This window comes from Chryseobacterium salipaludis (assembly GCF_022968825.1).
GTDB classification, from domain to species: Bacteria; Bacteroidota; Bacteroidia; order Flavobacteriales; family Weeksellaceae; genus Kaistella; species Kaistella salipaludis.
Window position 1 is genome coordinate 567,571 of the sequence record NZ_JALHKS010000002.1, and the last position, 26,786, is coordinate 594,356.

At 44.9% G+C, this 26,786-nt stretch carries 26 protein-coding genes; 20 read left to right on the forward strand and 6 right to left on the reverse strand.

The annotated features are described in order from the left end of the window. Positions 1-112 precede the first annotated feature (112 nt). Positions 113-1,720: a CTP synthase gene (gene pyrG, locus MVI27_RS05375; protein WP_246959748.1), complete on the reverse strand. Its 1,608-nt coding sequence runs from the start codon at positions 1,718-1,720 to the stop codon at positions 113-115. Positions 1,721-1,929: 209 nt separating this feature from the next. Here pyrG and MVI27_RS05380 point away from each other — a divergent pair, with 209 nt between their 5' ends. The 6 genes from MVI27_RS05380 (at position 1,930) to groL (ending at position 7,469) form a co-directional block, all read left to right on the forward strand. Beyond that, on the forward strand, positions 1,930-2,742 hold the full coding sequence (locus MVI27_RS05380; RefSeq protein ID WP_246959749.1) for a phosphatase PAP2 family protein: 813 nt from the start codon (positions 1,930-1,932) through the stop codon (positions 2,740-2,742). Positions 2,743-2,936: 194 nt separating this feature from the next. Continuing rightward, on the forward strand, positions 2,937-4,283 hold the full coding sequence (radA, locus tag MVI27_RS05385; RefSeq protein ID WP_246959750.1) for a DNA repair protein RadA: 1,347 nt from the start codon (positions 2,937-2,939) through the stop codon (positions 4,281-4,283). A gap of 49 nt (positions 4,284-4,332) precedes the next feature. After that, on the forward strand, positions 4,333-4,932 hold the full coding sequence (locus MVI27_RS05390) for an acyl carrier protein phosphodiesterase (RefSeq protein WP_246959752.1): 600 nt from the start codon (positions 4,333-4,335) through the stop codon (positions 4,930-4,932). Between the two features lie 147 nt (positions 4,933-5,079). Continuing rightward, positions 5,080-5,358: a co-chaperone GroES gene (locus MVI27_RS05395; RefSeq protein ID WP_246959754.1), complete on the forward strand. Its 279-nt coding sequence runs from the start codon at positions 5,080-5,082 to the stop codon at positions 5,356-5,358. Between the two features lie 57 nt (positions 5,359-5,415). After that, positions 5,416-5,772, forward strand: coding sequence for a four helix bundle protein (locus MVI27_RS05400; RefSeq protein ID WP_246959756.1), 357 nt, complete (start codon positions 5,416-5,418; stop codon positions 5,770-5,772). A gap of 71 nt (positions 5,773-5,843) precedes the next feature. Continuing rightward, complete coding sequence (gene groL / locus MVI27_RS05405; protein WP_246959757.1) at positions 5,844-7,469, forward strand: chaperonin GroEL; 1,626 nt, start codon at positions 5,844-5,846, stop codon at positions 7,467-7,469. Positions 7,470-7,780: 311 nt separating this feature from the next. On the opposite strand, the gene MVI27_RS05410 is transcribed toward groL, so the two are convergent. Both MVI27_RS05410 and tilS read right to left on the reverse strand, forming a co-directional pair. After that, complete coding sequence (locus tag MVI27_RS05410) at positions 7,781-9,859, reverse strand: protein-disulfide reductase DsbD family protein (protein ID WP_246959758.1); 2,079 nt, start codon at positions 9,857-9,859, stop codon at positions 7,781-7,783. A 31-nt stretch (positions 9,860-9,890) separates the two neighbouring features. Continuing rightward, entirely contained in the window at positions 9,891-11,180 is a 1,290-nt protein-coding gene (gene tilS, locus MVI27_RS05415; protein WP_246959759.1) for a tRNA lysidine(34) synthetase TilS, read from the reverse strand. Positions 11,181-11,267: 87 nt separating this feature from the next. On the opposite strand from tilS, the gene MVI27_RS05420 reads away from it, so the two are divergent. From MVI27_RS05420 to MVI27_RS05440, 5 genes are all read left to right on the forward strand, one after another. Next, on the forward strand, positions 11,268-12,104 hold the full coding sequence (locus MVI27_RS05420; RefSeq protein ID WP_246959760.1) for an OmpA family protein: 837 nt from the start codon (positions 11,268-11,270) through the stop codon (positions 12,102-12,104). Positions 12,105-12,200: 96 nt separating this feature from the next. Further along, positions 12,201-12,848, forward strand: coding sequence for an O-methyltransferase (locus tag MVI27_RS05425; RefSeq protein ID WP_246959761.1), 648 nt, complete (start codon positions 12,201-12,203; stop codon positions 12,846-12,848). A gap of 4 nt (positions 12,849-12,852) precedes the next feature. Beyond that, positions 12,853-13,551, forward strand: a complete 699-nt coding sequence (locus MVI27_RS05430; RefSeq protein WP_246959762.1) for a C40 family peptidase — start codon at positions 12,853-12,855, stop codon at positions 13,549-13,551. A gap of 18 nt (positions 13,552-13,569) precedes the next feature. Continuing rightward, the gene (locus MVI27_RS05435; RefSeq protein ID WP_246959763.1) at positions 13,570-14,028 is read left to right on the forward strand and encodes a DUF1648 domain-containing protein; all 459 of its coding nucleotides are present in this window, start codon (positions 13,570-13,572) and stop codon (positions 14,026-14,028) included. A gap of 11 nt (positions 14,029-14,039) precedes the next feature. Further along, positions 14,040-15,278, forward strand: coding sequence for a 3-deoxy-D-manno-octulosonic acid transferase (locus MVI27_RS05440; protein WP_246959765.1), 1,239 nt, complete (start codon positions 14,040-14,042; stop codon positions 15,276-15,278). On the opposite strand, the gene MVI27_RS05445 is transcribed toward MVI27_RS05440, so the two are convergent. Genes MVI27_RS05445 through MVI27_RS11905 form a run of 3 tightly spaced genes read right to left on the reverse strand, consistent with a single transcriptional unit; the run spans position 15,267 to position 16,626 of the window. Next, positions 15,267-15,878 carry a deoxyuridine 5'-triphosphate nucleotidohydrolase gene (locus MVI27_RS05445; RefSeq protein ID WP_246959767.1) on the reverse strand — a complete coding sequence of 204 codons (612 nt, stop codon included), beginning with the start codon at positions 15,876-15,878 and terminating at the stop codon, positions 15,267-15,269. The genes MVI27_RS05440 and MVI27_RS05445 overlap by 12 nt on opposite strands. Then, complete coding sequence (locus tag MVI27_RS11900) at positions 15,878-16,381, reverse strand: glycosyltransferase (protein ID WP_416346214.1); 504 nt, start codon at positions 16,379-16,381, stop codon at positions 15,878-15,880. Before MVI27_RS11900 ends, MVI27_RS05445 begins: the two co-directional genes overlap by 1 nt. Beyond that, a complete protein-coding gene (locus tag MVI27_RS11905) occupies positions 16,315-16,626 on the reverse strand; it encodes a glycosyltransferase family 2 protein (protein WP_323134572.1) in 312 nt (103 codons plus the stop codon). Before MVI27_RS11905 ends, MVI27_RS11900 begins: the two co-directional genes overlap by 67 nt. Before the next feature lie 96 nt (positions 16,627-16,722). Here MVI27_RS11905 and MVI27_RS05455 point away from each other — a divergent pair, with 96 nt between their 5' ends. The 9 genes from MVI27_RS05455 to MVI27_RS05495 all read left to right on the forward strand — a co-directional run bounded on the left by MVI27_RS05455 (position 16,723) and on the right by MVI27_RS05495 (position 26,347). Then, positions 16,723-17,214 (forward strand): lipocalin-like domain-containing protein, encoded by a 492-nt coding sequence (locus MVI27_RS05455; RefSeq protein ID WP_246959768.1) that lies wholly within the window; start codon positions 16,723-16,725, stop codon positions 17,212-17,214. Between the two features lie 143 nt (positions 17,215-17,357). Further along, positions 17,358-20,171 carry a leucine--tRNA ligase gene (gene leuS, locus MVI27_RS05460; RefSeq protein ID WP_246959770.1) on the forward strand — a complete coding sequence of 938 codons (2,814 nt, stop codon included), beginning with the start codon at positions 17,358-17,360 and terminating at the stop codon, positions 20,169-20,171. Positions 20,172-20,428: 257 nt separating this feature from the next. Continuing rightward, positions 20,429-21,295 (forward strand): MotA/TolQ/ExbB proton channel family protein, encoded by an 867-nt coding sequence (locus tag MVI27_RS05465; RefSeq protein ID WP_246959772.1) that lies wholly within the window; start codon positions 20,429-20,431, stop codon positions 21,293-21,295. 83 nt (positions 21,296-21,378) lie between these two features. Then, complete coding sequence (locus tag MVI27_RS05470) at positions 21,379-21,981, forward strand: ExbD/TolR family protein (protein WP_246959774.1); 603 nt, start codon at positions 21,379-21,381, stop codon at positions 21,979-21,981. Between the two features lie 7 nt (positions 21,982-21,988). Continuing rightward, positions 21,989-22,540 (forward strand): ExbD/TolR family protein, encoded by a 552-nt coding sequence (locus tag MVI27_RS05475; protein ID WP_246959776.1) that lies wholly within the window; start codon positions 21,989-21,991, stop codon positions 22,538-22,540. A gap of 32 nt (positions 22,541-22,572) precedes the next feature. Beyond that, positions 22,573-23,418, forward strand: coding sequence for an energy transducer TonB (locus MVI27_RS05480; RefSeq protein ID WP_246959778.1), 846 nt, complete (start codon positions 22,573-22,575; stop codon positions 23,416-23,418). Between the two features lie 72 nt (positions 23,419-23,490). After that, entirely contained in the window at positions 23,491-23,688 is a 198-nt protein-coding gene (locus MVI27_RS05485; protein WP_246959779.1) for a C4-dicarboxylate ABC transporter, read from the forward strand. Beyond that, positions 23,678-24,556, forward strand: coding sequence for a PstS family phosphate ABC transporter substrate-binding protein (locus MVI27_RS05490; RefSeq protein WP_246959780.1), 879 nt, complete (start codon positions 23,678-23,680; stop codon positions 24,554-24,556). The genes MVI27_RS05485 and MVI27_RS05490 overlap by 11 nt, the downstream gene beginning before the upstream one ends. Positions 24,557-24,652: 96 nt before the next feature. Continuing rightward, positions 24,653-26,347 (forward strand): tetratricopeptide repeat protein, encoded by a 1,695-nt coding sequence (locus MVI27_RS05495; protein ID WP_246959781.1) that lies wholly within the window; start codon positions 24,653-24,655, stop codon positions 26,345-26,347. The last annotated feature ends 439 nt before the right edge of the window (positions 26,348-26,786 follow it).

Here is a 26,786-nt window from a genome sequence, read left to right on the forward strand (position 1 = left end):
CCCCTAAAATTTCGGCTGACAAAATTACTGAAATTTTTGGCAATCACGAATTATGTGGCTGGTAATTAAAAAAGAAGGTGATAAAAGTTCCAAAACTTTTATCACCTTGGTATTATTTATTGGCCGCGGCGGTAATCAGCGCTTTGAAGAGCGGGTGCGGTTGCGCCACCGTACTTTTGTATTCCGGGTGGTATTGCACACCAATATAGAAGGGATGGTCTTTCAGTTCAAGGGTTTCCACAAGATTGGTTTCGGGGTTGAAACCGGTAGGAACCAAACCATTCTTTTCGAAATCTTCGCGGAATTCGGAATTAAATTCATAGCGGTGGCGGTGGCGTTCCGAAATATTTTTGCTGCTATAAATTCCCTGGAGTCTGGAACCGTTTTTCAGTGAGCATTTCCAGGCACCCAGACGCATGGTGCCTCCTTTGTCTACCACGTTTTTTTGCTCTTCCATCAAAGAAATAACCGGCTCCGGCGTAGAAGTGTCGAATTCCATGGAATTGGCTTTTGCCATTCCGAGTACATTGCGCGCAAATTCAATGGTCATAATCTGCATCCCCAGACAAATGCCGAGCAATGGGATTTTCTGTAAACGCGCATATTCTGCGGCAGCGATTTTTCCTTCGATCCCGCGGTCACCGAAGCCCGGCGCGATCAGCATGCCGTCCACACCGTTTAAGGCTTCGGCTATATTTTCCTTCGTAAGTTCACCGCTGTACACCCAACGGATTTTCACTTCGGTATCGAGTTCTGCACCTGCATGAATAAAAGCTTCGGCAATGGATTTATAAGAATCCTGCAGTGAAACATATTTTCCCACCAAAGCAATTTCCACTTTGCGCTTGGGGCTTTTGTATTTTTTCAGGAAGTTTTTCCAGTCCGTAAGATTGGCTTCACCTTCTGATTTCAGATTCAGCTCTTTCAGAACCACATCATCAAAGTGTTGTTTCTGCAGCGCAAGCGGAACTTCATAAATCGTTTCCATGTCTTTGCACTCGATCACGTTCTCCAAGGGTACGTTACAGAACTGGGCCAATTTGGCGCGCTGTTCTTTCGGGATTTTATGTTCGGTACGGCAAACCAGAACATCTGCCTGAATTCCGGACTCCATCAGTTGGCGCACGGAGTGCTGAGAGGGTTTTGTTTTGAGTTCTCCGCTGGCGGCCAGATAGGGCAGCAGCGTGAGGTGAATCACCATTGAATTGTGTTCGCCCAATTCCCAGCGTAATTGTCGGACGCTTTCAATATACGGCAGCGACTCAATATCGCCAACGGTTCCGCCAATTTCGGTAATGATGATATCGTAATTCTGCTTGGCTAAAATTTTAATGCGGCGCTTAATCTCATTGGTAATATGCGGAATTACCTGCACTGTTTTGCCTAAAAAATCACCTTTTCTTTCCTTTTCAATAACAGTCTGGTAAATTTTACCGGTCGTCACATTATTATTTTGTGATGTTTTGGAGTTGAGGAAGCGCTCGTAATGTCCCAGATCCAGGTCGGTTTCGGCACCGTCTTCGGTTACATAGCATTCCCCATGTTCATAGGGATTCAGGGTGCCCGGGTCGATATTGATGTAGGGGTCGAGTTTTTGAATGGTAACGTTGAAGCCGCGTGATTTAAGAAGTAAACCCAGTGATGCTGCTACAATTCCCTTACCCAGTGAGGACGTAACACCGCCCGTAACGAAAATGTATTTCGTGTTCTTTTTACTCATTAGATTTGGTTTGCGCAAAGTTAGGGGATTTTGAAAGACAGGGCAAATAATGACTCTGTTAATCGGTTTTTAATTTCTTCGGCCTTCGCTTGAAAAATTACAGACAAGCAGAAGGTGGCGGCTTTTTTGCTGTGATGGCGAAGGCATGTATAATTTTCAGTGTTAAAAAAACAAGCCACCGTTTTGCTGACCCATCTTTAACCACCTGCATGAAAAGAAATAAAATTCCACTTAATGTCCGGGCGCTGCTGCTGTTTTCGCTCGTCTTCGGATTGGTGTATATGGGTTCGCTGTGGCATGCCTCGTCGTTACATGCCGTGCCTTCCTTTGCTTTTTCTTTTGAGAATTATATTCCCTTTCTGCCGTGGACGATTATTCCGTATCTCTCCAGCGGCTTTTTCTTTTGTTATGTTTTTCTGCGGATACACTCCAGGAAGGAATTATTTCTTTACCTGAAGCGTCTTCTGTTTATCACCATTGTAGCGGGAATCTGTTTTTTCGTGTTTCCTTTGCAATATTCTGTGGCTAAACCTGATGTGCCTGAACCCACCTTCCGCCTGTTTTTCTGGTTGTTGCACGCTGTGGATGATCCGTATAATCAGGCGCCTTCGCTCCACGTGGCGCTGGCTTTTGCATTCTGGACGGTGCTGGGATATCAGCATTCCAAATGGCGGTATGCGATTGCCGGCTGGCTGATTTTAGTGGGATTGTCCACGCTCACTACCTTCCAGCATCATATTATTGATTTGCTGGCCGGAAGCGTGCTTGCGCACCTGAGCTTTGTAATTTTTCCAAGGCCGGAAGTGGGTTTCCGGAACAGGCACGTGGCAAATTTTATTTTTCTGAGCGCGTGGCTTACGGTTTCTGCGGCGTTTCTGCTGGCAGAGTTTTATGATGTATCGTGGCTGAATTTGTTCTGGCTGGCCGGTTTTATGTTCGCAGCGGGCTATCAGCTTCAGCGAAATTCGGTGTACTTACTGAAATTACTGCCGGTGAATCTGGCAGACGAAAAATCCAAATAGCCAAATCTTCGGCATTTCCACTGAAGAACGGCTTTGCGAAAATAGCCGGGATGGAAGCGGCATCCTCCCGGCAGCGCGTCAGCGCTGCCGGGAGATACAGTGTACAGCCCGACGGTGTGTGAAAGAAAGAACTGCTTTTCCGGCTCCTTATTATTTACCTGTTTCATTTCAAAAAAAATCAGGAAATTCGCAGTATGGCAAAATTGAAAACGGCATATTTCTGCCAGAACTGTGGTGCGCAATATCCGCAGTGGCTGGGACAGTGTAAAAATTGCGGAGCGTGGAATACCCTGGTGGAGGAAATCGTGGAAAAAGCACCGGCCCGCAGTACGGCGGAACGCTCGCGGCAGCATATCATTAATATTATCGAGGTGGAAACCCAGGAGGAGCCGCGCATTGCAACGCCTTCGGAGGAGCTCAACCGTGTGCTGGGCGGCGGTATTGTGCTCGGTTCCGTGACGCTGATCGGTGGGGAGCCCGGCATCGGAAAATCAACGCTATTGCTGCAGCTGGCGCTGAAAATGAAAAAGAAAATCCTGTATGTTTCGGGAGAGGAAAGTGCGTCGCAGATTAAAATGCGGGCAGACCGCCTGACCGATTTGCAGAACCCGAATTGTTTTCTGTTTACGGAAACATCGGTAGATAAAATTCTGCACGAAGCACGAAAATTAAAGCCTGATTTCGTGATTATAGATTCGATCCAAACCCTGCAGTCGCAGCAGATTGAAAGTTCGCCGGGAACGGTTTCCCAGATTCGGGAATGCTCCAATGAAATCATCAAGTTTGCGAAAGATACGAACACGCCGGTGTTCCTGGTAGGACACATTACAAAAGACGGGCAGATTGCCGGACCCAAAGTGCTGGAGCACATGGTGGATGTGGTGCTGAACTTCGATGGTGACCGGAATCATTTGTTCCGCTTATTACGCTCGTCCAAAAACCGTTTTGGTTCTACGGCTGAAATCGGTATCTATGAAATGGTATCGCAGGGTCTGAAAGAGATTAAAAATCCGTCGGAAATTTTAATTACAAAGAAATTTGAAGAACTGAGTGGAAACTCCGTGGCCGTGACGCTGGAAGGAAACCGCCCGATGCTGATTGAAATTCAGGCGCTGGTGAGTACGGCCGTGTACGGAACGCCGCAGCGCAGCTGTACCGGTTTCGATGCCAAGCGACTGAATATGCTGCTGGCTGTACTGGAAAAGCGCGCCGGTTTTCAGCTGGGTGCAAAAGACGTTTTCCTGAATATTACCGGCGGAATCAAAACCGGCGATCCGGCGCTGGATCTGGCAGTGGTGGCTTCTATTTTATCCTCCAATGAAGATATAGCCATTTCGGAACATTACTGTTTTGCCGGCGAAATAGGCCTGAGCGGGGAAATCCGTCCGGTGCCACAAATTGAACAACGCATCTCGGAGGCAGAGAAGCTGGGGTATGAGCGGATTTTCCTGTCAAATCTGAATAAGATTTCAAAGAAGAAATACGGAATTCAGCTGGTGGAAGTGAGCAAGATCGAGGATTTTCATGAGTTGTTGTTTTAGCGTGAATGTATTTTAAACTGTTATAAGCCGGTTGAGCGGTATCAGGCCCATGAATTACCTAGCGCACTCTTATCTTTCCTACAGCGATCCGCAGATTGTGGGTCAGTTCCTGCAGGATTTTATCCGAAATAAAGATCGGTTTCTATATCCTACGGAAATTCAGCAGGGGATCCGGCTGCACCGCGCGATTGATACTTTCACGGATGCACACCCGGTCATTCATGAAGCGAAGAAACTCTTTAGCCCGCTGGTTCGTTTATACGCCGGTGCTTTTGTGGATGTGGCCATGGATTATTTTTTAGCCAATGGATTACAGGAGCATGAACTGAGGGAACATACGGCGCGGGTTTGTCAGGCATTACGAAATCACCAGTCTTTACTGCCGCCCGGCCTGCTGCGGATGCTGGAAAGCATGGAACGCGACCAATGGCTGAACCAATACCGAACAGAACTCGGAATTAAATACGCGATGCAGAATGTCTTGAACAAAGCCACGTATTTGGAAAAAGACCTGGCGGTGCACGATTTATTTCTGTATTACAAAGACGAACTCGAGGTTTATTTTCATGATTTCTTTCCGGAATTGCTGGCTTACGTAGCGGAAGTGAATGACAGTTTTCAGGAAAATGATGATGCTGCAAAAAAGTAAGGCTGCCCGTACGGGGAAGCCTATACAAGTTAAATGATCTGCCAAATTTACAGGTGGAATCACCTTAAGGGTGTCATATTTTCCACTGGCTGTCACTGGCATATATTTAGTGCAAAGCAAGGTCAAACTAACTAAAAATTAAGAGATATGTCAGTAAATTTCAAACCTTTGGCAGACCGCGTGCTTGTGGAGCCTACTGCCGCTGAAACCACGACCGCTTCAGGTATTATCATCCCCGATACAGCTAAAGAAAAACCACAGGAAGGAACCGTGGTGGCTGTGGGACCAGGTAAAAAAGATGAGCCGACTACTGTACAGGTAGGAGACAAAGTGTTGTATGGCAAGTATTCAGGCTCTGAGCTTAAACTGGACGGAAAAGATTATCTGATCGTAAAAGAGGGAGATCTGCTGGGAATTATTGGCTAATGGCTTCTGGCTTTTAGCAGATGGCTTTGTTTGCGCTAATATTTAAAAACTCGACTTATGAGAGATTTTAAAAAGTTCGAAGTATGGCAACTAAGTCATCAGCTAACATTAAAAATTTATTCTTCAACGAAAAGTTTTCCCAAGGAAGAAGTTTTCGGGTTAACATCGCAGATTAGGAAGTCATTTGCTTCAGTTGGATATAATATCTCAGAAGGAAGTGGAAGGAATTCAGACAAGGAATTTTCAAATTTCATCAATATTGCCTTAGGATCATCCAATGAGGCGGAGAACCAGTTAATGCTTGCCAAAGATTTAGGCTACATTAATGAAGATGACTATTTAATTTTTTTAACGGAGTTGACTATTTTGAAAAAAAAGCTCGTTACCCTTTGGAATAGACTAAACGGAAATTAAAAATAATTATTAAAATTTGCGGCTTGCGAACGCCATGAGCTAATAGCCAGCCGCCAAAAGCAAAAAAAAATATGGCAAAAGAAATAAAATTTGACGTGGAGTCAAGAGATGCATTGAAGCGTGGAGTGGATGCTTTGGCTAATGCCGTGAAAGTAACCCTCGGACCGAAAGGCCGCAACGTAGTGATCGAAAAATCCTTCGGTGCACCGCACGTAACAAAAGACGGGGTTTCCGTAGCAAAAGAAATTGAGCTCGAGGATAAAGTAGAAAACATGGGTGCCCAGATGGTGAAGGAAGTAGCTTCCAAAACCAACGACATCGCCGGTGATGGTACGACAACTGCAACTGTACTTGCGCAGGCAATCGTTCGCGAAGGTCTGAAAAACGTGGCCGCAGGCGCTAACCCAATGGATCTGAAAAGAGGGATCGACAAAGCTGTTTCTGCTGTGGTAGAAAACCTGAAGTCTCAGTCTCAGGAAGTTGGCGATACTTCAGATAAAATCAAGCAGGTAGCTGCTATTTCAGCCAATAACGATGACACGATCGGTACGCTGATCGCAGAAGCGTTCGGTAAAGTTGGAAAAGAAGGCGTCATCACCGTGGAAGAAGCAAAAGGAACGGATACTACTGTGGATGTGGTAGAAGGAATGCAGTTCGATCGTGGATACCAGTCTCCTTATTTTGTAACCAACCCGGAGAAAATGGTAACCGAACTGGAAAACCCTTACATCCTGTTGGTCGAAAAGAAAATTTCTTCCATGAAGGAATTGCTGACCGTATTGGAACCGGTAGCACAGGCCGGAAAATCACTGTTGATTATTTCTGAAGAGGTTGAAGGTGAAGCACTGGCCACTTTGGTAGTAAATAAACTGCGTGGTTCCTTGAAAATCGCTGCTGTGAAAGCGCCAGGTTTCGGAGACCGCAGAAAAGCAATGCTGGAAGATATCGCCATCCTGACCGGTGGGCAGGTAATTTCCGAGGAGCGTGGCTTCACTATGGAAAATGCAACACTGGAAATGTTGGGTACTGCTGAAAAAGTAGTAATCGATAAGGACAATACAACCATCGTTAACGGTGGTGGCGACGAAGCGCAGATCAAAGGTCGTGTGAACCAGATCAAAGCGCAGATGGAAACCACAACTTCCGACTACGATAGAGAAAAACTTCAGGAAAGACTGGCTAAGCTGGCTGGTGGCGTTGCTGTATTGTACGTAGGTGCTGCTTCTGAAGTGGAAATGAAGGAGAAGAAAGACCGTGTAGATGATGCCCTTCATGCAACGCGTGCAGCGGTGGAAGAAGGAATCGTGCCTGGTGGCGGGGTAGCACTGGTAAGAAGCATTGCCGCGCTGAACGTGGAGGGTGCAAATATGGACGAGAACACCGGAATCAAAATCGTGAAGCGTGCGATTGAGGAGCCGCTTCGTCAGATTGTAGCTAACGCCGGTGGAGAAGGTTCCGTAATCGTTGCCAAAGTGGCAGAAGGAAACGGTGACTTCGGTTTCAACGCGAAAAACGAAGAATTCGTAAACATGTTCGAAGCGGGAATTATTGACCCGACAAAAGTAGTACGTGTCGCGCTGGAAAACGCAGCGTCTGTTGCCGGTATGTTGCTGACCACCGAATGTGTGATCACAGAAGTAGCCAAGGATGAACCTGCCATGCCAATGGGCGGTGGCGGAATGCCGGGTATGATGTAAGAAACATTCTTTTCATAATAAATAGGAAATCCGTTCGGCTTTTGCCGGGCGGATTTTTTGTGTTGCCGGAATTTTTTGTAGCCACCTCGTTAGATTGACGAGATAGCGCTCCGTTCATACTCCTCGCGCCGGTGCCCAAACCTCTGCTTGCTGTGGCAACCACTGGGATCAGGACTATGGGAACCTATTACCTGGCTGGAGTTTATTGTAAAGGGAAAGTCTCACCTCATTTTAAGCAGAAATAAAACCTGAAAGGTCTTTCACAAAAAAACCAGGCATCAAGCCTGGCTCTATTTAAATTGCAAGTTCTATTATTTACTCTTTTTAAAATGTCCGATACCACATTCTAAGAAGGCTTTAAAATCCTCTTTTGGCATATATCCGGAAACCGGCGTATTGATTACTTTACCTTCCGGTGAGACCAGCACATAATGCGGCTGAGAATTATTATTAAAGTTAATCTGCTGGAATAGGCTCCATTTATCGCCGATGGTTTTAATCTTTTTCTTCTGTCCGTTGCCCATGTCTACCGACGTTTGCTGATCTTCGGGCAGCATCTCCTTATCATCCACATACAGGGAGGCCAGAATTACTTCATTTTGCAGGATCGGCAGAATGTCCGGCTCGCTCCACACAAATTCTTCCATCTTTCGGCAGTTCTCACAACCGTAACCGGTAAAGTCAATAAGCAACGGTTTGTTCTCTTTCTTCGCCAGTTCAATCGCTTCATAGTAGTCGTGCGACGGATGCATTCCCAGAATACCATCCCCTTCTTTGTGGAAATAACTCACATTGATCGGAGGTAGGATTCCGCTCAGGTACTGCAGTTTTGGCCGCTCGGACGGAATTAAACCCTGGGTCAGATACACCACGAAACCAATTCCCAGCACACCAATCACTTTGCGGCCCATACCAATCTTTGCTTTTTTGTCATCATGCGGGAAACGGATCAGCCCGAACAGATACAGAACCAATCCCACCGAGATCACGATCCAAAGGACAATAAACAATTCACGCTTCAGCAGGAATGTTTTGGAAACCAAATCCGCTTTGGACAGGAATTTCAAAGCCAACCCAAGTTCGATAAAACCTAAAACAACCTTCACCGTATTCATCCAGCCGCCGGATTTTGGCAGGCTTTGCAGCGCCTGCGGGAACAGAGCCAGCAATCCGAAAACCAGTGCCCAGCTCAGTCCGAAACCGGCCAGGGCAAAGGTGAGCAGCATCGGTACATCTGCGGAACCGGTGACCGCACTGCCCAATAAACTACCCAGAATAGGTCCGGTGCAGGAGAAAGATACGATGACCAGCGTGAGTGCCATGAAGAAAATGCCGATAATGCCGCCGGCATCTTCCGCGCGCGAGGATTTATTGGCGATCGAACTTGGCAGCGTAATATCATAATATCCGAAGAAACTTCCTGCAAAAAACAGAAATATGATGAAGAAAGCGATATTCAGCCACACGCTGGTGGAAATCTGATTGAAAATGTTTCCGGCAATTCCGTCAATAATATGGAACGGCACACTCAGCAGTACAAAAATCAGCAGGATGAAAAAGCCGTAAATAAAGGCATCGCGCTTGCCTTTGTCTTTATCCGCAGCGCTTTTCGTGAAGAAGGAAACCGTCAGCGGGATCATCGGGAAAACGCACGGAGTAAGCAGCGCGATCAGTCCTCCAAAGAAACCTAATAACAAATAAGTCCAGAAGTTTTCGGAGTTCTGCGGAGCTTCCACGCCGCAATCGGTTTCCGGATTTTCGAAATCCAAGCTGGCTACTTTCAGTCCTTCATCTGCTTTGGGCGCTGTCGCTACGGCAGCCAGTGTGTCTGTACTTGCAGTTTCGGATACTGTAAGTGAATCTTCAGCCAGTGTCCCGGCTTGTCCAGCTTCATCTGGCACAACTGTTTCTTCCTGTGCGGCAGCTGCAGCCGGACTCAATTTCTGTTCAAACTCCAGCGTATTGGGCGCCAGGCAGACGCGGTCATCACAGGTTTGATAGGTGATCTCCGCAACAACGGTCGCTGGTGCGGCAGGGTTCTTAAGTTTAAATTTCTGCTTGAAAAGAACTTTATTGGAATAGTACACGATCTGCGCTCCGAAGGCTTCCGAAAACTCATCGTGCTTTTTCCCTACCTCCACGATTTTGCCAATCAGAGTGACCCCTTGCGGAGAGGACACTTTCATTTCAGTAGGAATTCCGGAATCTTCCGGCAGGTCTTGGGAGTAAATGTGCCAGTTCTTATCGATCGTGGCCGTCAGAATGGCTTCGTATTCTGCATTCGGCAAAGATTTGATTTCGTATTTAAATTTAACGGGATCTTTGATCTGTGCGAAGATGCCCTGAAAAATAAACAGTGCTGCCAGAAGCAGCCATCTCTGTAATTTCATAAGGATGGTTGGGTTTGTAGCCGTTGCGGTGTCAGATCTTCACCTCGTAAACCCGTGTCGTTTTCTTGTGGGTTTGGTGCCGCCGGTCCTGGCGGTAGGGAAGGATTCCCAGCAGAGAATCTGTGGCATCGCAGAGCAGCCAAATTTTTTGCTGGGCTAAAATAGGGATTTTTTCATCCTTAAAAAATTTTGAAATTTTCTTTTTGCCGGTCATTCCAGTGGGATAAAGGACGTCGCCTGAGCCTGGTTTTCGCAGTTTGAGCGGAAATGTAAGCGTATCTGCATCGAAAGTCCAGGAAACATTTCCGAGTGTTTTTATTTCTTCAGCAATTTCTGCCGGCAGACTAAAGCTGTCGTTTAAAATTAAAATATCTTTCGAGGGCTCCGTTTTTTCTTCGGTCCGCTCTTTAATAATAAATTGTTCCCGGTCGATTTGCAGCCAATGCGTTGCGGAGTAAAATACTTTTCCGGTTTCTGCTTCGCATATTTTCTTTATTTCCTTCGCGCTGTGAAAGTTGTAAGGCTGGAGCAGTTCATATTTTATCAATAAAGAAAGCGCCAGAAATTCTTTTCTGTTTAAAAGTACGCTTTCATTATTTTTGCTGATAAGCTCCTGTGCTTTCGCTGCCGTTTCAGTTGTAATGAAATTCCGCGCCTGCACCAGCAAGTCCAGGCTTTTACTAAAGTTTTCCATGAAAACGGGACTGAGGGCATTCAATTCCGGGATAATCTTATTTCTGATTTTATTCCTTAGATAATAATTTCCCTGATTTGTATGATCTTCCCTGAACGGAACCTGATATTGTGCGGCATAATGATATAGCGCTTCTTTCGTGAAATGCAATAAAGGACGGATCACCTTTCCATTCTGCGCCGGAATTCCGCACAGGCCGGTAAGGCCGCTCGCCTTGGACAAATTAATGAGAAAACTTTCCAGCTGATCGTTTAAATGATGTGCTGTCAGAATATAATCCAGTTCCGCTTTTTCTCTTTTCTCCTTAAAGAAAGAATACCTGAGGTCGCGAGCCCATTCCTGAATGGAACCTTCCGGCCGGTTATCTTTTTCCGATACCTTATATATATGAAGCGGAATCTGATATTCTGCCGCGAAAGTCTGCACCAGCTTTTCATCAAGCTCAGAGTTTTCACCGCGCAGGCCGTAGTTCACGTGCGCAATTTCAATGTCGAGAGCAGCTTCTATACACAAATGAACAAGGACCATTGAATCCACACCGCCGCTCACGGCAATTAGAAATTTCTTTGCGCGAAAATCCGGTAAAATTTGTGACAAAGCGTCCTGAAAACGGGCTGAATTAAGCAATTGAAGGTTATTTTAATCAGATTTCACAAAGATACTCGTTCCGTTTAAAACGATTTCTTTATTTTTGGATGACTAAATAAAATCAATATGAAATTAGCAAAATTAGGAGCTGTACTGGGCCTGGCCATTTTCACCACGTCCTGCGTCAGCAAGAAACAGTTTGATGCATTGAATGAGAATTACAACCAGTGTATCACCAATGTAGGAGAAAGACAACGCGAAATTCAGGATCTTAAAGCTGCCAATTCCGGCCTTGCCAGCGAAAATTCATTATTAAAAGGACAAAACGATGCCCTTAAAACCTCACTGGATGCCTGCCTTTCCAACCAGGGTGCAGGTTCGGCCAATATTGATAAGCTGATTGGCGAGATTAACTCTTCCAACAAATACATCAAGCAGCTGATTTCCACCAATGCGAAAAACGACAGCCTGAACCTGGCTTTGTCTAATAAACTGAAGCGTTCCCTGGATAACATCGCGGATAATGATGTACAGGTGAAAGTACTGAAAGGCGTGGTAATGATTTCCCTGTCCGACAAAATGCTGTATAAGACAGGTGATTACAACGTGCTGCCGGCTGCTCAGGAAGTTCTGGGGAAAGTAGCTCAGGTAATTAATGACTATGACACCTATTCCGTACTGATCGAGGGTAATACTGATAACGTTCCACTGAACTCTGCGAACCTGCCAAAAGACAACTGGGATCTTTCTGCCCTGCGTGCAACTTCCATGGCTAAAATCCTGCAGACTAAGTTTGGTGTAAATCCATCCAGGATTACAGCAGGTGGACGTAGTGAGTACAACCCTAAAACCACCAACGCTTCTGTTTCCGGCCGTGCCGAAAACCGAAGAACTGAAATCATCATTATGCCTAAGCTGGATGAATTCATGAAACTGATGGATATTGCACCGGTGAAAAACTAATTCGCCTGTGTTTTAGATACAAGCAGCAATGCCCGGCCACCGCGCCGGGCATTCTTGTTTTATTTGTGTATTTTTGAGTTTAAATACCAATGCTGAATGAGCTTTTTCGAAGAACAATGCCCGGAAATGGATCGATATCTGGAGGAACATGCCTCCGCAGAACCGCCACTCCTGAAGCAACTTCGCCGCGAAACCTACCAGAAGACCACCCAGCCGCACATGATCTCCGGTTATCAGCAGGGCCGCCTGCTGAGTATTCTTTCGCAGATGATGCAACCTGTGCGTATTCTGGAGATTGGTACCTTTACCGGCTATGCTACTTTGTGCCTGGCTGAAGGACTTTCGCCAAGCGGAATAATTACTACATTGGATATTAATGAAGATCTCGCCTATTTACCAAGAAAGTTTTTTGAACAGAGCCCGCACGCCGCGCAAATAGACTTCCGGTTAATGGATGCAGTCACCTATCTGCAGGAAACGGACGAAACTTTTGACCTTGTTTTCGTAGATGCCGATAAAGAGCGCTATCCTGATTATTTTAAACTGCTTAAAAATCATCTGCGCAGCGGTTCAGTGCTTCTTTTCGATAATGTTTTATGGTACGGCAAAGTCCTGCAGGAAAATGCAGGCAAGAAAGCGACCAAAGCCATCCAGGCACTCAATGATTTGATTGCAGCGGATGCGGATTTTGAAAATGTAATTTTGCCGCTCCGGGACGGGCTGCACATGGCACGGAAAAAATAATAAAATGAAAAAAGGATTTTGTTGCGTTCCCGTTGCTGCCGTACGTTCCGTGCCGGACCACCGGTCCGAAATGACCACCCAGCTGCTCTATGGCGAAACCTTCGAAGTGCTGAGTGCAGAACAAAAATTTCTGTACATCCGGATGGATTTTGATGGTTATGAAGGCTGGCTGCACTACCGGCAGGCAGATTTGGAAAGCGGAATTTCTTCGGGTCGTACGCTCGTTACAGAACCTTTTCTTTTAACAGAGATTGCCGGAAAAAAGATGTTGTTATCCCAAGGCAGCGAGCAGCCGGGATCTGAACCTTTCGCACCTTTACCTGCAACCGAGATTACCGATACTGCAAAGAAATGGCTGAATGTTCCTTACCTCTGGAGCGGCCGCAGTTTTTTTGGTGTGGATTGCAGCGGTTTTGTGCAGATGGTGTATAAACTGCACGGAATTGCTTTGCCGAGGGAAGCCGCCGCACAGGCAGCCGTCGGTGAGGTTTTGTCTTTCGTAGAAGAAAGCCAGCCGGGCGATCTGGCTTTTTTTGACAATGAGGAGGGAACCATCGTGCATGTGGGCATCATGCTGAGTCCGCACCAGATAATCCACGCATTTGGCGCCGTCCGGATTGACGAGATCGATTCTTCCGGTATATTTAATAAAGAATTGAGTACACATACCCACCGGCTCAGGATGGTGCGCAGTTTATTTTAAAAAGAAACGATTCGCGATATGAAGTCTACAACCTATATTAAAATTGCTGCTTTCTGCTTGCTGATTTTCATCTGGGATATTGTGTTAATCCATTTTCGTGAGCTGCCGGTACAGATTCCCGTTCACTTTAATCTGAACGGCACACCGGATGGTTTTGGTCCGAAAAATGTGATTTGGATTTTCGCGGGGATTTCTACTACTGTCCATCTTTTCATGTTGTATATTTCCAATATAAGAGAAGATCTGATTGAAAAATCTGCACGACCTTTGCCGGCTTTGCAGCGATCTGTATCGTTCTTAAATTACACCAACCTGCTCGTCATGCTTGTTTTTGCCGGAATTACTTATGAAGTGATTTCCATCGCGCTGGAAAGAAAACCGGTCCTGCAGCCATATACCATTTATGCTTTCATGATTTTGTCTTCCTTGAGTATAGGAGCTTTTCTGCTGTGGCAATTAAAATATAAGAAAAGATAAAAGTCTGCCTTATGATGTTTTTCTATAACCTCTTTATCCGCCTGCTGATTGCCGGTATGAAAATAGGCTCTGCTTTTAATTATAAATTAAAGAAAGGCCTGGCGGGGCGGCGCCAAAGCTGCGAAACAGTGCAGGCCTTATTCACGCCTGAAGACCTGGTGATCTGGATGCATGCCGCCAGTTTAGGCGAATACGAACAGGGATTACCAGTCCTGGAAGAATTAAAAAGACTCCATCCGCACCATAAAATTTTAGTGACCTTTTTTTCACCATCCGGTTATGACCATGTCGTTACCAAAAATAAAATAGCTGATGTGGTCTGCTACCTTCCGTTTGATACCGAGAAATGGGTGCAGGAATTTACGGCCTCTTTTAAAACCGATATTTTCTTTACGGTTAAATACGATTACTGGTATCATTTGCTGCGCCGGCTGAAACAGCAAGGTGCGCAGGTGTATGTAGTATCTGCCTTATTTTATGAAACACAGGTTTTCTTTAAAGCTTATGGAAAATGGTTTGTGAAACAGCTGCGCCGGAACGTAGATTTCTTTTTTCATCAGACGCAGCATTCTACCGCGCTTGCCAAAAGCCTGGGCCTGCAGAATTCAATGACGACCGGTGACACACGGTATGACAGGGTGAAGACGCTGCGGGACAGCCAACAGGAAGTCCCTTATATTTCTCATTTTAAAAACAAGCAGCGTGTTGTAATTTTTGGCAGTTCATGGGAAACAGAAGAACGTATCGCCGAGATTATTTCCATTAAAAATAAAGACACGAAAATCATTATTGCGCCGCACGATTTGAAGCGCGTGCCACAAATACGGGAACTTTTTCCACAAGCTATTTTGTACTCAGGTCTGAATGAAACAACGCCTTCCCATGTGTATAAAGCACAGGTGCTGATTGTGGACTGTATCGGATTGTTGTCCTCCCTATACCGCTACGGCGATATTGCAGTAGTGGGCGGAGGTTTCCACAGCAAAGGATTGCACAATATTTTGGAAGCGGCCGCTTTTGGGTTGCCGGTCTTTTTCGGAAATCAGTATTATAAAAACCCCGAAGCAGATGAGCTGGTAAAGCAGGAAGGAGGGAAGTGCTTCGAAGATGAATTTTTTGCCGCGACGTATATTTTGAGTTTACTGGATAACCGTGAGCAACTGAAAAAGATGAGTCAGCAGGCGTATAAGTTTATTGCCTCGCAACCGAACGCAACCGCCACCATTGTCCGGAAAATGCTAACGAAGTAATCCCTGAGCGCGCAGGTCTTTGAGTAATAAATCCATGTGTTCCGGAATTTCATCCGGATCCAGCCAGCGCATATCAAGTCCCTGGTCCCAGGCGAGCTCTTTAAAATCTTCGTTCCGTACAATGCTTTTCTTTAGCGATTCGAAAGGCTCACGTAATTCCAGCAAATAATCGGGATCCAGTTTTTGTGTCAGCACCAACGTGCGGAAAATTTTATTCAGCAAGTATACATGGAGTTTATACGTGTTGCCATAGTTCGGTGCCGCCTCAAGTACCAGCGTTACTAGCAGCAGATTTAAGCTGACTTCACCAAATTTATCGGTCGTAATTTTCACATGTTCCGTGATGCTGCCACTGAGCTTTCGGATCTGGGTCAGCAGGTATTTGGTTTTTCCGTAGCGCCGGCAGACTTCCGGAACCAGGTCACGGATTTTGGCTTCCATCTGGCTGCGTTTTTCATCAGTAGTTTCCGGATCGATCAGTTCGAAATATAAACGGTGGGACAGGATGCGGTCCTTTTTCAGTAAACGGAAAATCAGTTTATCCTTCTCTTTGGAACTGAATGCCGAAAGTGCCTGTTTAAACTCTTTGGAAAACTCCATTAATTAAAAATTTTAGCATATTTCTTGAAACCGTTCATCGCCCAGTTTGCCGTGTAAAAACATGATTTTGCTAGCGAAAAATTCATGTGCTCACGATAGACGAGATACTGATCATATACAATATCCTTTTTCCGGCGCGAAACACTTTGTTCATGCATCCGGTAGCGTGCGAGTGTTTTCGGCAGCGCTCTGCCAAGGGGCAATTTTTTTAATAACTCCAGCCACATGACATGATCTTCGCGCTTGCTGCCGAGGGGAAAATACATTTTGCCGATGCGCTGCGAATCGTACATGAAGCTCAGCAAAGAAAGCCGGCAGTTTTTGAGTAAATTTTGGAAAGTAACATCTGTATCTGCCACGAAATCAGATAGCACCGGATGCAGGCTTTCATTACATCGGGCATAACTGCAATAAGCAAGTTCCGCGTTTTCCTGTTTCATAAATTGCACCATTTCCTGCAGAAAACCCGGTTCCCAATAATCATCAGCGTCCAGAAAAGTAATATACCGGCCGGTTGCTTTTTCGAGCGATACATTTCTGGCGCCGCCTGCATGTTTTTCGTATTAATGCTCACCTGAATCCGCGGGTCTTGTATGGCGTGTAAAATTTCAACAGAATTGTCGGTCGAGCTGTCATCCGTAATCAGCCACTCCCATTCACCGAAGGCCTGCGCCTGAACAGACGAAATAGTTTCAGAGAGAAAACGGGCAGAATTATAACAGGGCGTGATAATGGAAATTTCCGGCATAAGAGGCTTTATAATGCAAAGATAACCAGATTACAAAAAAGAGTTGTTATTCTTGGCATACAATTAGTTAAAGTTGAAAATATAAATAATAAAATTATGAAATCAACAGTAATTTATCGTTATGCATTGTTATTATTATGTGGGGTCTTCTTTGTGTTAGCTTCCTGCCGAAGTAATGATGAAGATACCGAAAACATCAATGATGCCCAGCTCAACGGACTCTGGCAACCGTATAAGATGACACAGGCCGCCGTCATCAACGGCAGTAATTATAATCAAACCGTGGAATACAGCATTTGTGAACAGAAAACAAGAGTTGTATTTAATAATAGCGCGGGTAGTGTTAAAGCATTTGCAGATAACAATGGCACATGCGAACAGCAGCCGCTGCAGGAATTCACCTATGATTACAATGCTGACACAAAAATGCTGACCGCCACGTTTGCCGGTGGCGAAACGCAATCCGGAACCGTAAAAACCATCACGGAGAGCGATTTAATTTATGAACTGAAAGGAACTTTTGATGTACCGGGCCAGGGAAATGTTTCCGGCACAACGACCATTTACGCACGCCGTACAAAAGATTAATTTCTAAAAAAATGACTTCACATCCTGAACCCGTTCCTGCAGCGGGTTTTTTTGTGTGTAAAAAAAACTAAATTTGTGACTTTTATGAAACCTGCGGAATCGGCAGGAATTTTATTTTATATCAACAGGAAACGAATTTACGCATGTTTTACGATCATCAGGCGATTGAAAAGAAATGGCAGCAATACTGGAAAGAAAACCACACCTTCCGCACGGAAACAACCAGCGATAAACCTAAATTTTATGCACTGGATATGTTCCCCTATCCTTCGGGCGCGGGCTTGCACGTGGGGCATCCGCTGGGGTATATTGCTTCAGATATTTATGCGCGCTACAAAAGACATCAGGGATTTAATGTATTGCATCCCATTGGTTATGACAGCTTTGGGTTGCCGGCGGAACAATATGCTATTCAGACTGGGCAGCATCCTGCCGTAACGACCGAAAACAACATTAACCGGTATGAAGAGCAGATGCGCAAAATCGGTTTCTCCTTTGACTGGAGCCGCGAGCTGCGCACCTCAGATTCTTCTTATTATAAATGGACACAGTGGATCTTCATTCGTTTTTTTAACAGCTGGTACAACAAAGCGGCAGACCGCGCAGAAGATATCTCAACCCTGATCACGCATTTTGAAAAATACGGTACCGAAGGCCTGAACGCCAGCCAAAATGAAAGTTTGGATTTCACGGCCGAAGAATGGCAGCAGGCTTCGGAGATGGACCGCCAGGATATTCTTTTGAACTATCGCCTGGCGTACCGCGCAGAAACCACGGTGAACTGGTGCCCTGCTTTGGGAACGGTGCTTGCCAATGATGAGGTGAAAGACGGAAAGTCAGAGCGCGGCGGTCACCCGGTATTTCAGAAAAAAATGATGCAGTGGAGCATGCGCATTTCAGCCTATTCCGAAAGATTGTTGCAGGGATTGAAAAATCTGGATTGGCCACAGCCGCTGAAAGACGCACAGGAATACTGGATCGGGAAATCGCAGGGTGCAGAAGTAACTTTCAGCATAGCTGACAGCGAGGAGACCATCCGCGTTTTCACCACTCGGCCGGATACGATTTTCGGTGCTACCTTCATGGTGCTGGCACCGGAACACCCGCTGGTGGATAAAGTTACGACAGAAGAGCAAAAGTCTGCTGTGCAGCAATACGTGGATGAAACTTCGCTGAAAACGGAGCGCGACCGCATGGCTGATGTGAAAAATGTCTCCGGTGCCTTTACCGGCGCGCATGCTTTAAACCCATTTACGGGAGAACAAATGCCGGTTTATATTTCCGATTATGTTCTGATGGGCTACGGAACAGGTGCCGTGATGGCGGTTCCGGCACACGATGAGCGCGACCACCGTTTTGCAAAGAAGTTTGGTTTGCTCATTCGCAAAGTCGTGGAAACAGAAGAAGATATTAATGAGAATTCTTTTCACTCGAAAGATTCTGTTTGTGTGAACTCTGATTTCCTTGATGGCCTTTCTTATGAAGACGCCAAAACAAAAATCATCAGCGAAATCGAAAACCGCGGTATAGGCCGCGGAACTACGCAATACCGGCAGCGGGATGCTATTTTCTCGCGCCAGCGGTATTGGGGTGAGCCTGTTCCGGTATATTATAAGGAAAGCATGCCGTATGTGTTGCCGGATCGTGCGTTGCCGCTGGAATTACCGGAGGTTGAAAAGTATCTGCCTACCGAAGATGGTGATCCGCCATTGGGAAATGCGAAAAACTTTGCTTGGGACGAAGCTAATCAAAAAGTAGTAAGTACCGATTTAATTGACAACAAAACGGTGTTCCCGCTGGAATTGTCCACCATGCCGGGCTGGGCGGGGAGCTCCTGGTATTTCCTGCGTTATATGGATCCGCACGATACAGAACAATTTGTAAATAAGGAACTTGCTAAATACTGGGGACAGGTGGATTTATATATTGGCGGCAGCGAACACGCCACAGGACATTTATTGTACGCCCGTTTCTGGAACATGTTCCTGAAAGACCGTGGCTGGATTTCGGCGGAAGAACCGTTCCGAAAGCTGATTAATCAGGGGATGATTCTGGGGATGAGTGCTTTTGTTTACCGCGTGGACGGCACAAATCAGTTTGTTTCCAAGGGGTTATCTTACGGGTACGATACTCAGAAAATACATGTGGATGTATCTTTGCTTAAAGGTGCTACGGATGAACTCGATACCGAGGCTTTCAGAAAATGGCGACCGGAATTTGCGGAGGCCGAATTTATCCTGGAAGACGGGAAATACATGACCGACCGCGAAGTGGAGAAAATGTCGAAGTCCAAATACAATGTCGTCAATCCGGATGATATTTGTGAAGAATACGGTGCCGACTGTCTGAGGTTATATGAAATGTTCCTGGGTCCGCTGGAACAATCCAAGCCTTGGAATACCCAGGGATTAAGTGGCGTGTATGGTTTCCTCAAAAAGTTTTATAATCTGTATTTTAGCGGCGATGATTTCAGCGTAACTGATGAAGAGCCCACTAAAGCCGAATGGAAGATCCTGCACACCTTGCTCAAAAAAGTTGTGTATGATATCGAGCATTTTTCTTTTAATACCTCCGTGTCGCAGTTTATGATTGCAGTGAATGAGCTGAGTAAACTCAAGACCAATAAAAGAGAAATTCTGGAGCCGTTGGCGGTTATTCTGTCGCCGTATGCGCCTCATATTGCGGAAGAACTGTGGCAGAAACTCGGACATCAGCAGTCCATAGCCACAGTATCCTTCCCGGAACTGAAAGAGGAGTATCTTGTGGAAGATGAAATTGACTATCCGGTAAGCTTCAACGGAAAGATGCGGTTCAAAATTTCACTGCCTGCCACGCTCACGGTACCGGAAATTCAGGAGCAGATTATGGCTGATGAAAGAACAGAAGCGCAGCTTCAGGGAACAACGCCGAAGAAAATAATCATTGTTCCGAAAAAAATAATTAACATTGTGCTTTAGCTTAAAGCCAGACAAAAAAAGACAGTGTTCTATTAGAAAAAAGAACGGTTGATTTTTGCCAAGTTTTTAAGTCTTTTTTCAGATGAAAACATTATCGTCAGTTTATTTTCTTAATTTTAAAAATTCATTAATTGTAATGAAAGAATATCGGGAAAAAAATATTTCCTTTGAGGTCAATAACTTGCACGATTAAATATTTTAACTTTATTTTACACCGCGAAAAATTTAAAAAATAACAATTTATAATTTAGTTTAGTATGGAAATGAATGTTTCAAACAACGAGGAGCAAGTAACTGCTAAAAAAGTAGGGGGGTTGAATCCTGCGTTAATTATTCCGATTCTGATCGCGATCGGGGTAGCTATTTATGTATTTGTGTTGGGGAATCCAGGTAACTTTAAGGCAGACCCACGTCTGGATGGTTTATCCTCCGTAGCGATGTCTGATCTTGAAACCAAGGAGTTGCATCCTGATGGATTTATGGGGATTATTTACATGGGTGGACCAATCGTTCCCATACTGATTTCCTTTATGATCATCGTGATCGTGTTCTCTATCGAGCGTGCTTTGGTACTTTCAAAAGCTGCCGGTAAAGGGAATGTGGACAACTTCGTTTTAACTGTAAGAAGATTGCTTAATCAAAACAAGGTAGACGAAGCGATCGAAGAGTGCGATCGTCAGGAAGGATCTGTAGGTAACGTAGTAAAAGAAGGTCTTACAACATACAAAGCGCTTTCTCATGACACTACCATGAACAAAGAGCAAAAAATGGTAGCACTGAACAAGTCTATCGAAGAAGCAACTACACTGGAAATGCCAATGCTGGAAAAGAACATGATGATTCTTTCTACACTGGGTACAGTAGCAACGCTGGTAGCACTGTTGGGTACGGTAATCGGGATGATTAAAGCGTTTAACGCACTGGGTTCCGGTGGTGGTACACCAGACTCTGCGGCACTTTCTATCGGTATTTCCGAGGCACTTGTAAACACCGCATTGGGTATTGGTACTTCTGCAGTAGCGATTATCCTTTACAACTATTTTACTTCTAAGATTGACGGCCTGACCTTCAAGATCGATGAGATCGCGATGTCTATTCAGCAGTCTTTTGCAGAGTTCCACTAAGAACTGATTGCAATACCAGGAAAAGCCGGTCACTGTGCCGGCCTTCCAACCAACAGAAGTTTAAATAAAAAAAGTAATTTATAATGGCGAGAGTCAAACCAAAAAGACATAATATAAGGGTGGACATGACGGCGATGACCGACGTTTCGTTCCTGCTCCTTACATTCTTTATCCTCACGGCTCAGTTTGCAAAACCAGACGTTGAGACGATCACCACGCCATCTTCTATCTCCGAAAAGCTTCTTCCTGACGGCAGCACGATGACCATTCTGAGCACCACCGACGGAAGATTCTATTTCACTCCCGTGGAAAACGGTACCGAGCGTATTGCGCTGCTGGACAAAATGGGAGAGAAGTATGGTATGAAATTTACGAATGAAGAGAAGGTTGCTTTCTCTAATGTTCAGTCCGTGGGAGTTCCGATGAACCAGTTGAAAGGGTTCCTGGATCTTTCCGATGAAGACCGAAAAGCTTTCAAAAGCACCACCGGTATTCCAATGGACAGCACCAACAAGCAACTTATCGATTGGGTGGAAACCAGCCTTGCCGTGAACCCGGATTATAAACTGGCGATCAAAGGCGATGTGGAAACGAAATACCCAAAGGTAAAAGCATTATTTGAAGGACTGCGGGATATTGACTTCCTGAAGTTCTGGTTAATCACAAGCCAGGAAGTGGCTAAATAAGGAAGAAATGGCAGAAGTACAAGTAAAAGATAACGGCGGAGGCGGCAAAGTACGCTCGAAAAAAGCCGTACCACACGTGGACTTAACTCCCATGGTAGATTTGGCGTTCCTTTTGATCACTTTCTTCATGTTGGTAACCACCTTTAACAAACCGAATGTAATGGATTTGGGGCTTCCGGCAAAACCAAAAGATAAGCAGGAGTCACCAAAAACCGAAATTGACCTTTCAAACTCGATTTCACTGATTATCGGGAAAGACAACCGGATTTTCTATCACCAGCAGGATGCTACCAGTTTAACAGAGCAGAACCTGCAGGAAACGAATTTCGACAGAGAGGGGATTACAAAAGTAATCGAGCAGGCAAAAGCCCGGGCAAAAGATCAAAGTAAATTTACCGTGATCATCAAACCGACGGACGATGCCGTATATAAGAACTTTGTGGATATTCTGGATGAAATGGCCATCACCAAAAACGAACAGTACGGGGTTACTGATCTGAAATCGTATGAGCAGGCCATTTATGACAAGAAGGTAGGCAATGCGCCTTCTGCTAACTAGAATACTGCAATATAAATTTTAAAGAAAGAACAATGGCAGATGAAAATATGTACAATACCACTCCTACTTTGGATGAGATTGTATTTGAAAACAGGAATAAAGCCTACGGAGCCTATGATCTGAGAACAAGATACAGATCAGTGCTTACCAAAGCTTTTATCTTCGGAACCATTCTTTTCTGCGTAATAGCGATCACTCCTTTCGTAGTCATGAAGATCAAACAAATGACCGCAAAGGACACTACGGAAGTTAATGCCAATCTGATTGAGATTATTCCGGAGGAAGATATCATTATTGAAGAGAAGAAAGAAGAAGAACCGCCACCACCACCGCCACCACCAAAGGAAGAGCCTAAGCAGGAAGTAATCCAGAACGTAGTGCCGGAGCCGGTGAAAGCGCCGAAGGTGGAAACGCCGCCGCCGCCAATCTCCAAGCAGATTGAAACCACAACAGGCTTACAGAACCAGGAAGGGATTAAGACACCTTCCTATACACCACCACCGCCACCACCGTCTACCGGTAATAAAGGGCAGACCGTGGAAGTAAAACCTCAGGTTTCTGAAAGCCAGATATATACCGAAGTGGAACAGCTTGCTGAATTCCCGGGTGGTATTAACTCCTTCCGAAGCAAAGTGCAGAACAGTTTTGATACGTCTGCCATGTCAGGGGACGAAGGGGTTGTGAGAACGGAAATTACTTTCGTTGTGGAGCGTGATGGTTCAATTACCGACGTGAAAGCAAATGGTTCTAACCGCGACTTTAATGCAGAAGCAATCCGCACAGTGAAGTCCATTCGTAACAAATGGACACCGGCAAAAATCAACGGACAAACGGTACGTTACCGTTTCCGACTGCCGCTCACCATGCAGTTTGAATAAGCAAAACGTTTATAATTCAAGAAAGAGAAGCCCATGCTTCTCTTTTTTATTTTTTTTGTAGATTTGTAAGGTATGATTTTTAACTGGCTTTCGCTGATTACCGGCTTTTTCTATATTGCATTGGGGATCGTCGTTATTATTTATAAATTTTTTGTCATATTTTTAGAGCCGGGCGTGGCGTACGCACTGGGGGGATTACTCATCTTGTATGGGATTTTCCGCATCGTGCGCGCTGTGTACAGATTACGCCAGCAGCGTTATGAAGACTAAACTTTTCACCCTTCTTTCCCTTTGCCTTATCTTATTTTCGGTTTCCTGTAAAAAGAAATCGGCTCGTGTGGTGGATACGCCGCAGCAGGGAACTATTACCATTCAGGCCGATGAATCTTTCAAAAGTGTGGCGGAAGCGCTCACGGATCGGTACATGGCTTTATATCCGGAAACCAAGCTGGAACTTGTAATAAAAAAGGAAGACCTGGCATTTCTGGATCTGCTCGAAAGGAAGACAAGGGTCATCATCATGTCCCGTGATTTAACCGACGAAGAAAAGGAAGCGTATAAAGCTAAAATCGATCTCGATCTGCAACCTGCGCCGTTTGCGGCAGATGCGGCAGTTTTTGTGGTGCCGAAGAATGACACCAGAGAAAGTATATCTGTGGACGAAATTAAAAAAATGCTGACGGACGGAAGCAAGAAGATGATTTTTGACGGTACGAACTCGAGCAATTTCAACTTTGTCGCCCAGAAATTAAACACAAAAACAAATCAGCTTCAATTTTCAATCGTAAGCGGTAATAAAAATGTAATCGAACAATTAAATCAGTTTCCCGGGTACATTGGCGTGGTAAGTTTAAATACCTTAAGCCGTCCTTATGATCCGGACTCGGAATCATTAAGAAATAATGTGAAAATTTTGAAAGTGGAAGATCAGGGAAAAATGTACGAGCCAACGCTGGGAAATTTAGCCGAGATGTCTTATCCCTTCACGAGAGTTTTGTATTTTCTGACGAATGAACCATATTTCGGTTTAGGAAATGGCTTTATAAGATTTTCCTGTACACAACTCGGTCAGATTGTAGTGGGGAAAGAAGGCTTGCAACCGTATAATATTTTCCGCCGTGAAGTACAGATGCGTTAAAATATATTAAAAAATATACAGTCTGTCACATTTCCATGTTTTGGTATAAAAATTGGGAAATTCATGATGGATTTACTAATCAATAAACAATTTAAAATGAGAGATATAATGAATGTAACAAAGAAAATTGCCCTTACCGCAGCTGTAGGCTTCTTTACCACTTTCGCGTTTGGACAAACGCTGCAGGAAGGAGTGAATGCCGCGGATAGTCACAAATATGCTCAGGCCCGTCAGGTTTATACTGACATGGTTTCGAAAGCAGCTACTGGTGAGAACTATTTTTACCTGGGTAATTCCTATTTAACACAATTTGAACCTAATTTCGATAAAGCCGAAGAGAACTTTAAAAAAGGCTTGGAGGCTGATAAAAAGAGCTATATAAATAAAATCGGTCTTGCTTCCGTGAAGCTGGGGCGCGGAAACAGAGCTGCAATCAGTGAGATCCAGTCCATCGTAAAAGATTCCCGTGAACGCGATCCGGAAGTTCTGTACCGCGCAGCGCAGGCATTAACTATGTTCGGAACTGCGGCTGATGCGGACCTGGCTGTAGATTATCTTAATAAAGCAGTAGAAAAATCAGCGAAGAAGGGAACACCTGCTTATTATTATTATGCATTGGGTGATGCCTACCGTTTGAAACTGACCAATGATCCGCAGGTAGCAGGTGCTGCGTTGACAGCATATGAAAAAGCGTTGCCTACGGCAAAGAACAAAGCTTCCGTTTTTACCAGAATGGGAACCCTTTGGATGCAAGCTCAGCAATGGCAGTCCGCAAAACAAAATATTGATAAAGCAATTGCTGCCGATCCGACCTATGCGCCGGCTTATAAGGCAAAAGCTGCGTACGATATTAAATACCAGCAAAATGCTCTGGCTACACAAGATCTGATCAACTATGCAAAATATGCCGATGAAGATCCGGATACACAATTAGAAATTTCTAAGCTATTCTTCACCAACGAAGATTATGAAAATTCTAAAAAATATCTTGACAAGGTATTCGACAAAGTAGAAGATCCGATCAAGTACAAGCTGCGCGCTTACCTGCAATATGCGGATGGGGACTATATGGCTGCCAAAACCAGTATGGATATGTTCATGTCTAAAGCTGAAAAAAGCAGAGTGCTGCCGGCTGACCAGGGCCTTCTTGGTCTGATCAGTGCAGGTCTTGCAACCAAAGAAACTGACGCTACCAAGAAGCAGGCTTTAAATAATGAAGCTCAGCAGAAAATTGCTATCGCAAAAGCAGCGAAAGATGAAACCATGAAATGGGATGAGGAACTAGTAAAAGTGAAAGGCGGTGGTGGTGTAAACCAGGCAGCTGTAGATGCCGGTCCAACCAATCCGCAGATCGAAGCCCTGAAAAAGAAAGTGGCAGAAAATCCTCAGGACACTGATGCACTTTTCCAACTGGCGAATGCATATCAGGAAGCAAAGAACTGGAACGGAGCAATTCAGTCCTGGCAGAAAATGAGCGGTATGTTGCCGGATTGGGCACCTGCTTATTACAGCACAGGTTACTCTTACCAGCAGGCAGGAAACAATGATCTTGCTAAGATTGCCTACGAACGTTATATTAAAACAGTAAAACCAGCGGAGGTAGAAGCAAATAAGGAAACCCTTTCGTATGCTTATTTTGCAGTTGCGTATCTGAGCCAGGAAGAAAATCCTGCGAAAGCAAAAGAATACGCTGCCAAATCAGTCCAGCTGAACCCTGGTTATAAGGATGCAGTTAACCTGAACAATGCTTTAAATAAAGCAGCAACACAGGAGACAGCTACTGAAGAATAGTACTTAATATGTATATATAATGAGAACCCGCTTTTGAAGCGGGTTCTTTTTTTGAAAATGATAACACAGCTATTTGTTCTTAACCGAAGCATATATTACACACATTGGCTGCGGTTTCATAGATGATAAAAGAGAAGTGTTACAAATAACCGTTACAAAAATTTCTCAGCCAATAGCTAAACCAAGTAAAAATAAAACCTAATACCACTGCTATAGCAGTAATCTTCTCCTACGGAAACAGTATTGCTCAAAATTCTTCTCTCAGCATATCAGCCAGTTAAGCATTGGGTAAGTATTTATTTAAGTAAACCCCTTGCCTGTTCAAATAATGTGCCTATTTTTGCAGAGTCAAAAGGAAACGAGTAGACAGCGAAGGGGTACGATTGAGGAAAAGGGGAAGAAGCGCGGTGTTTCAGAGCTTTCAGGAGCTTTGGGATGC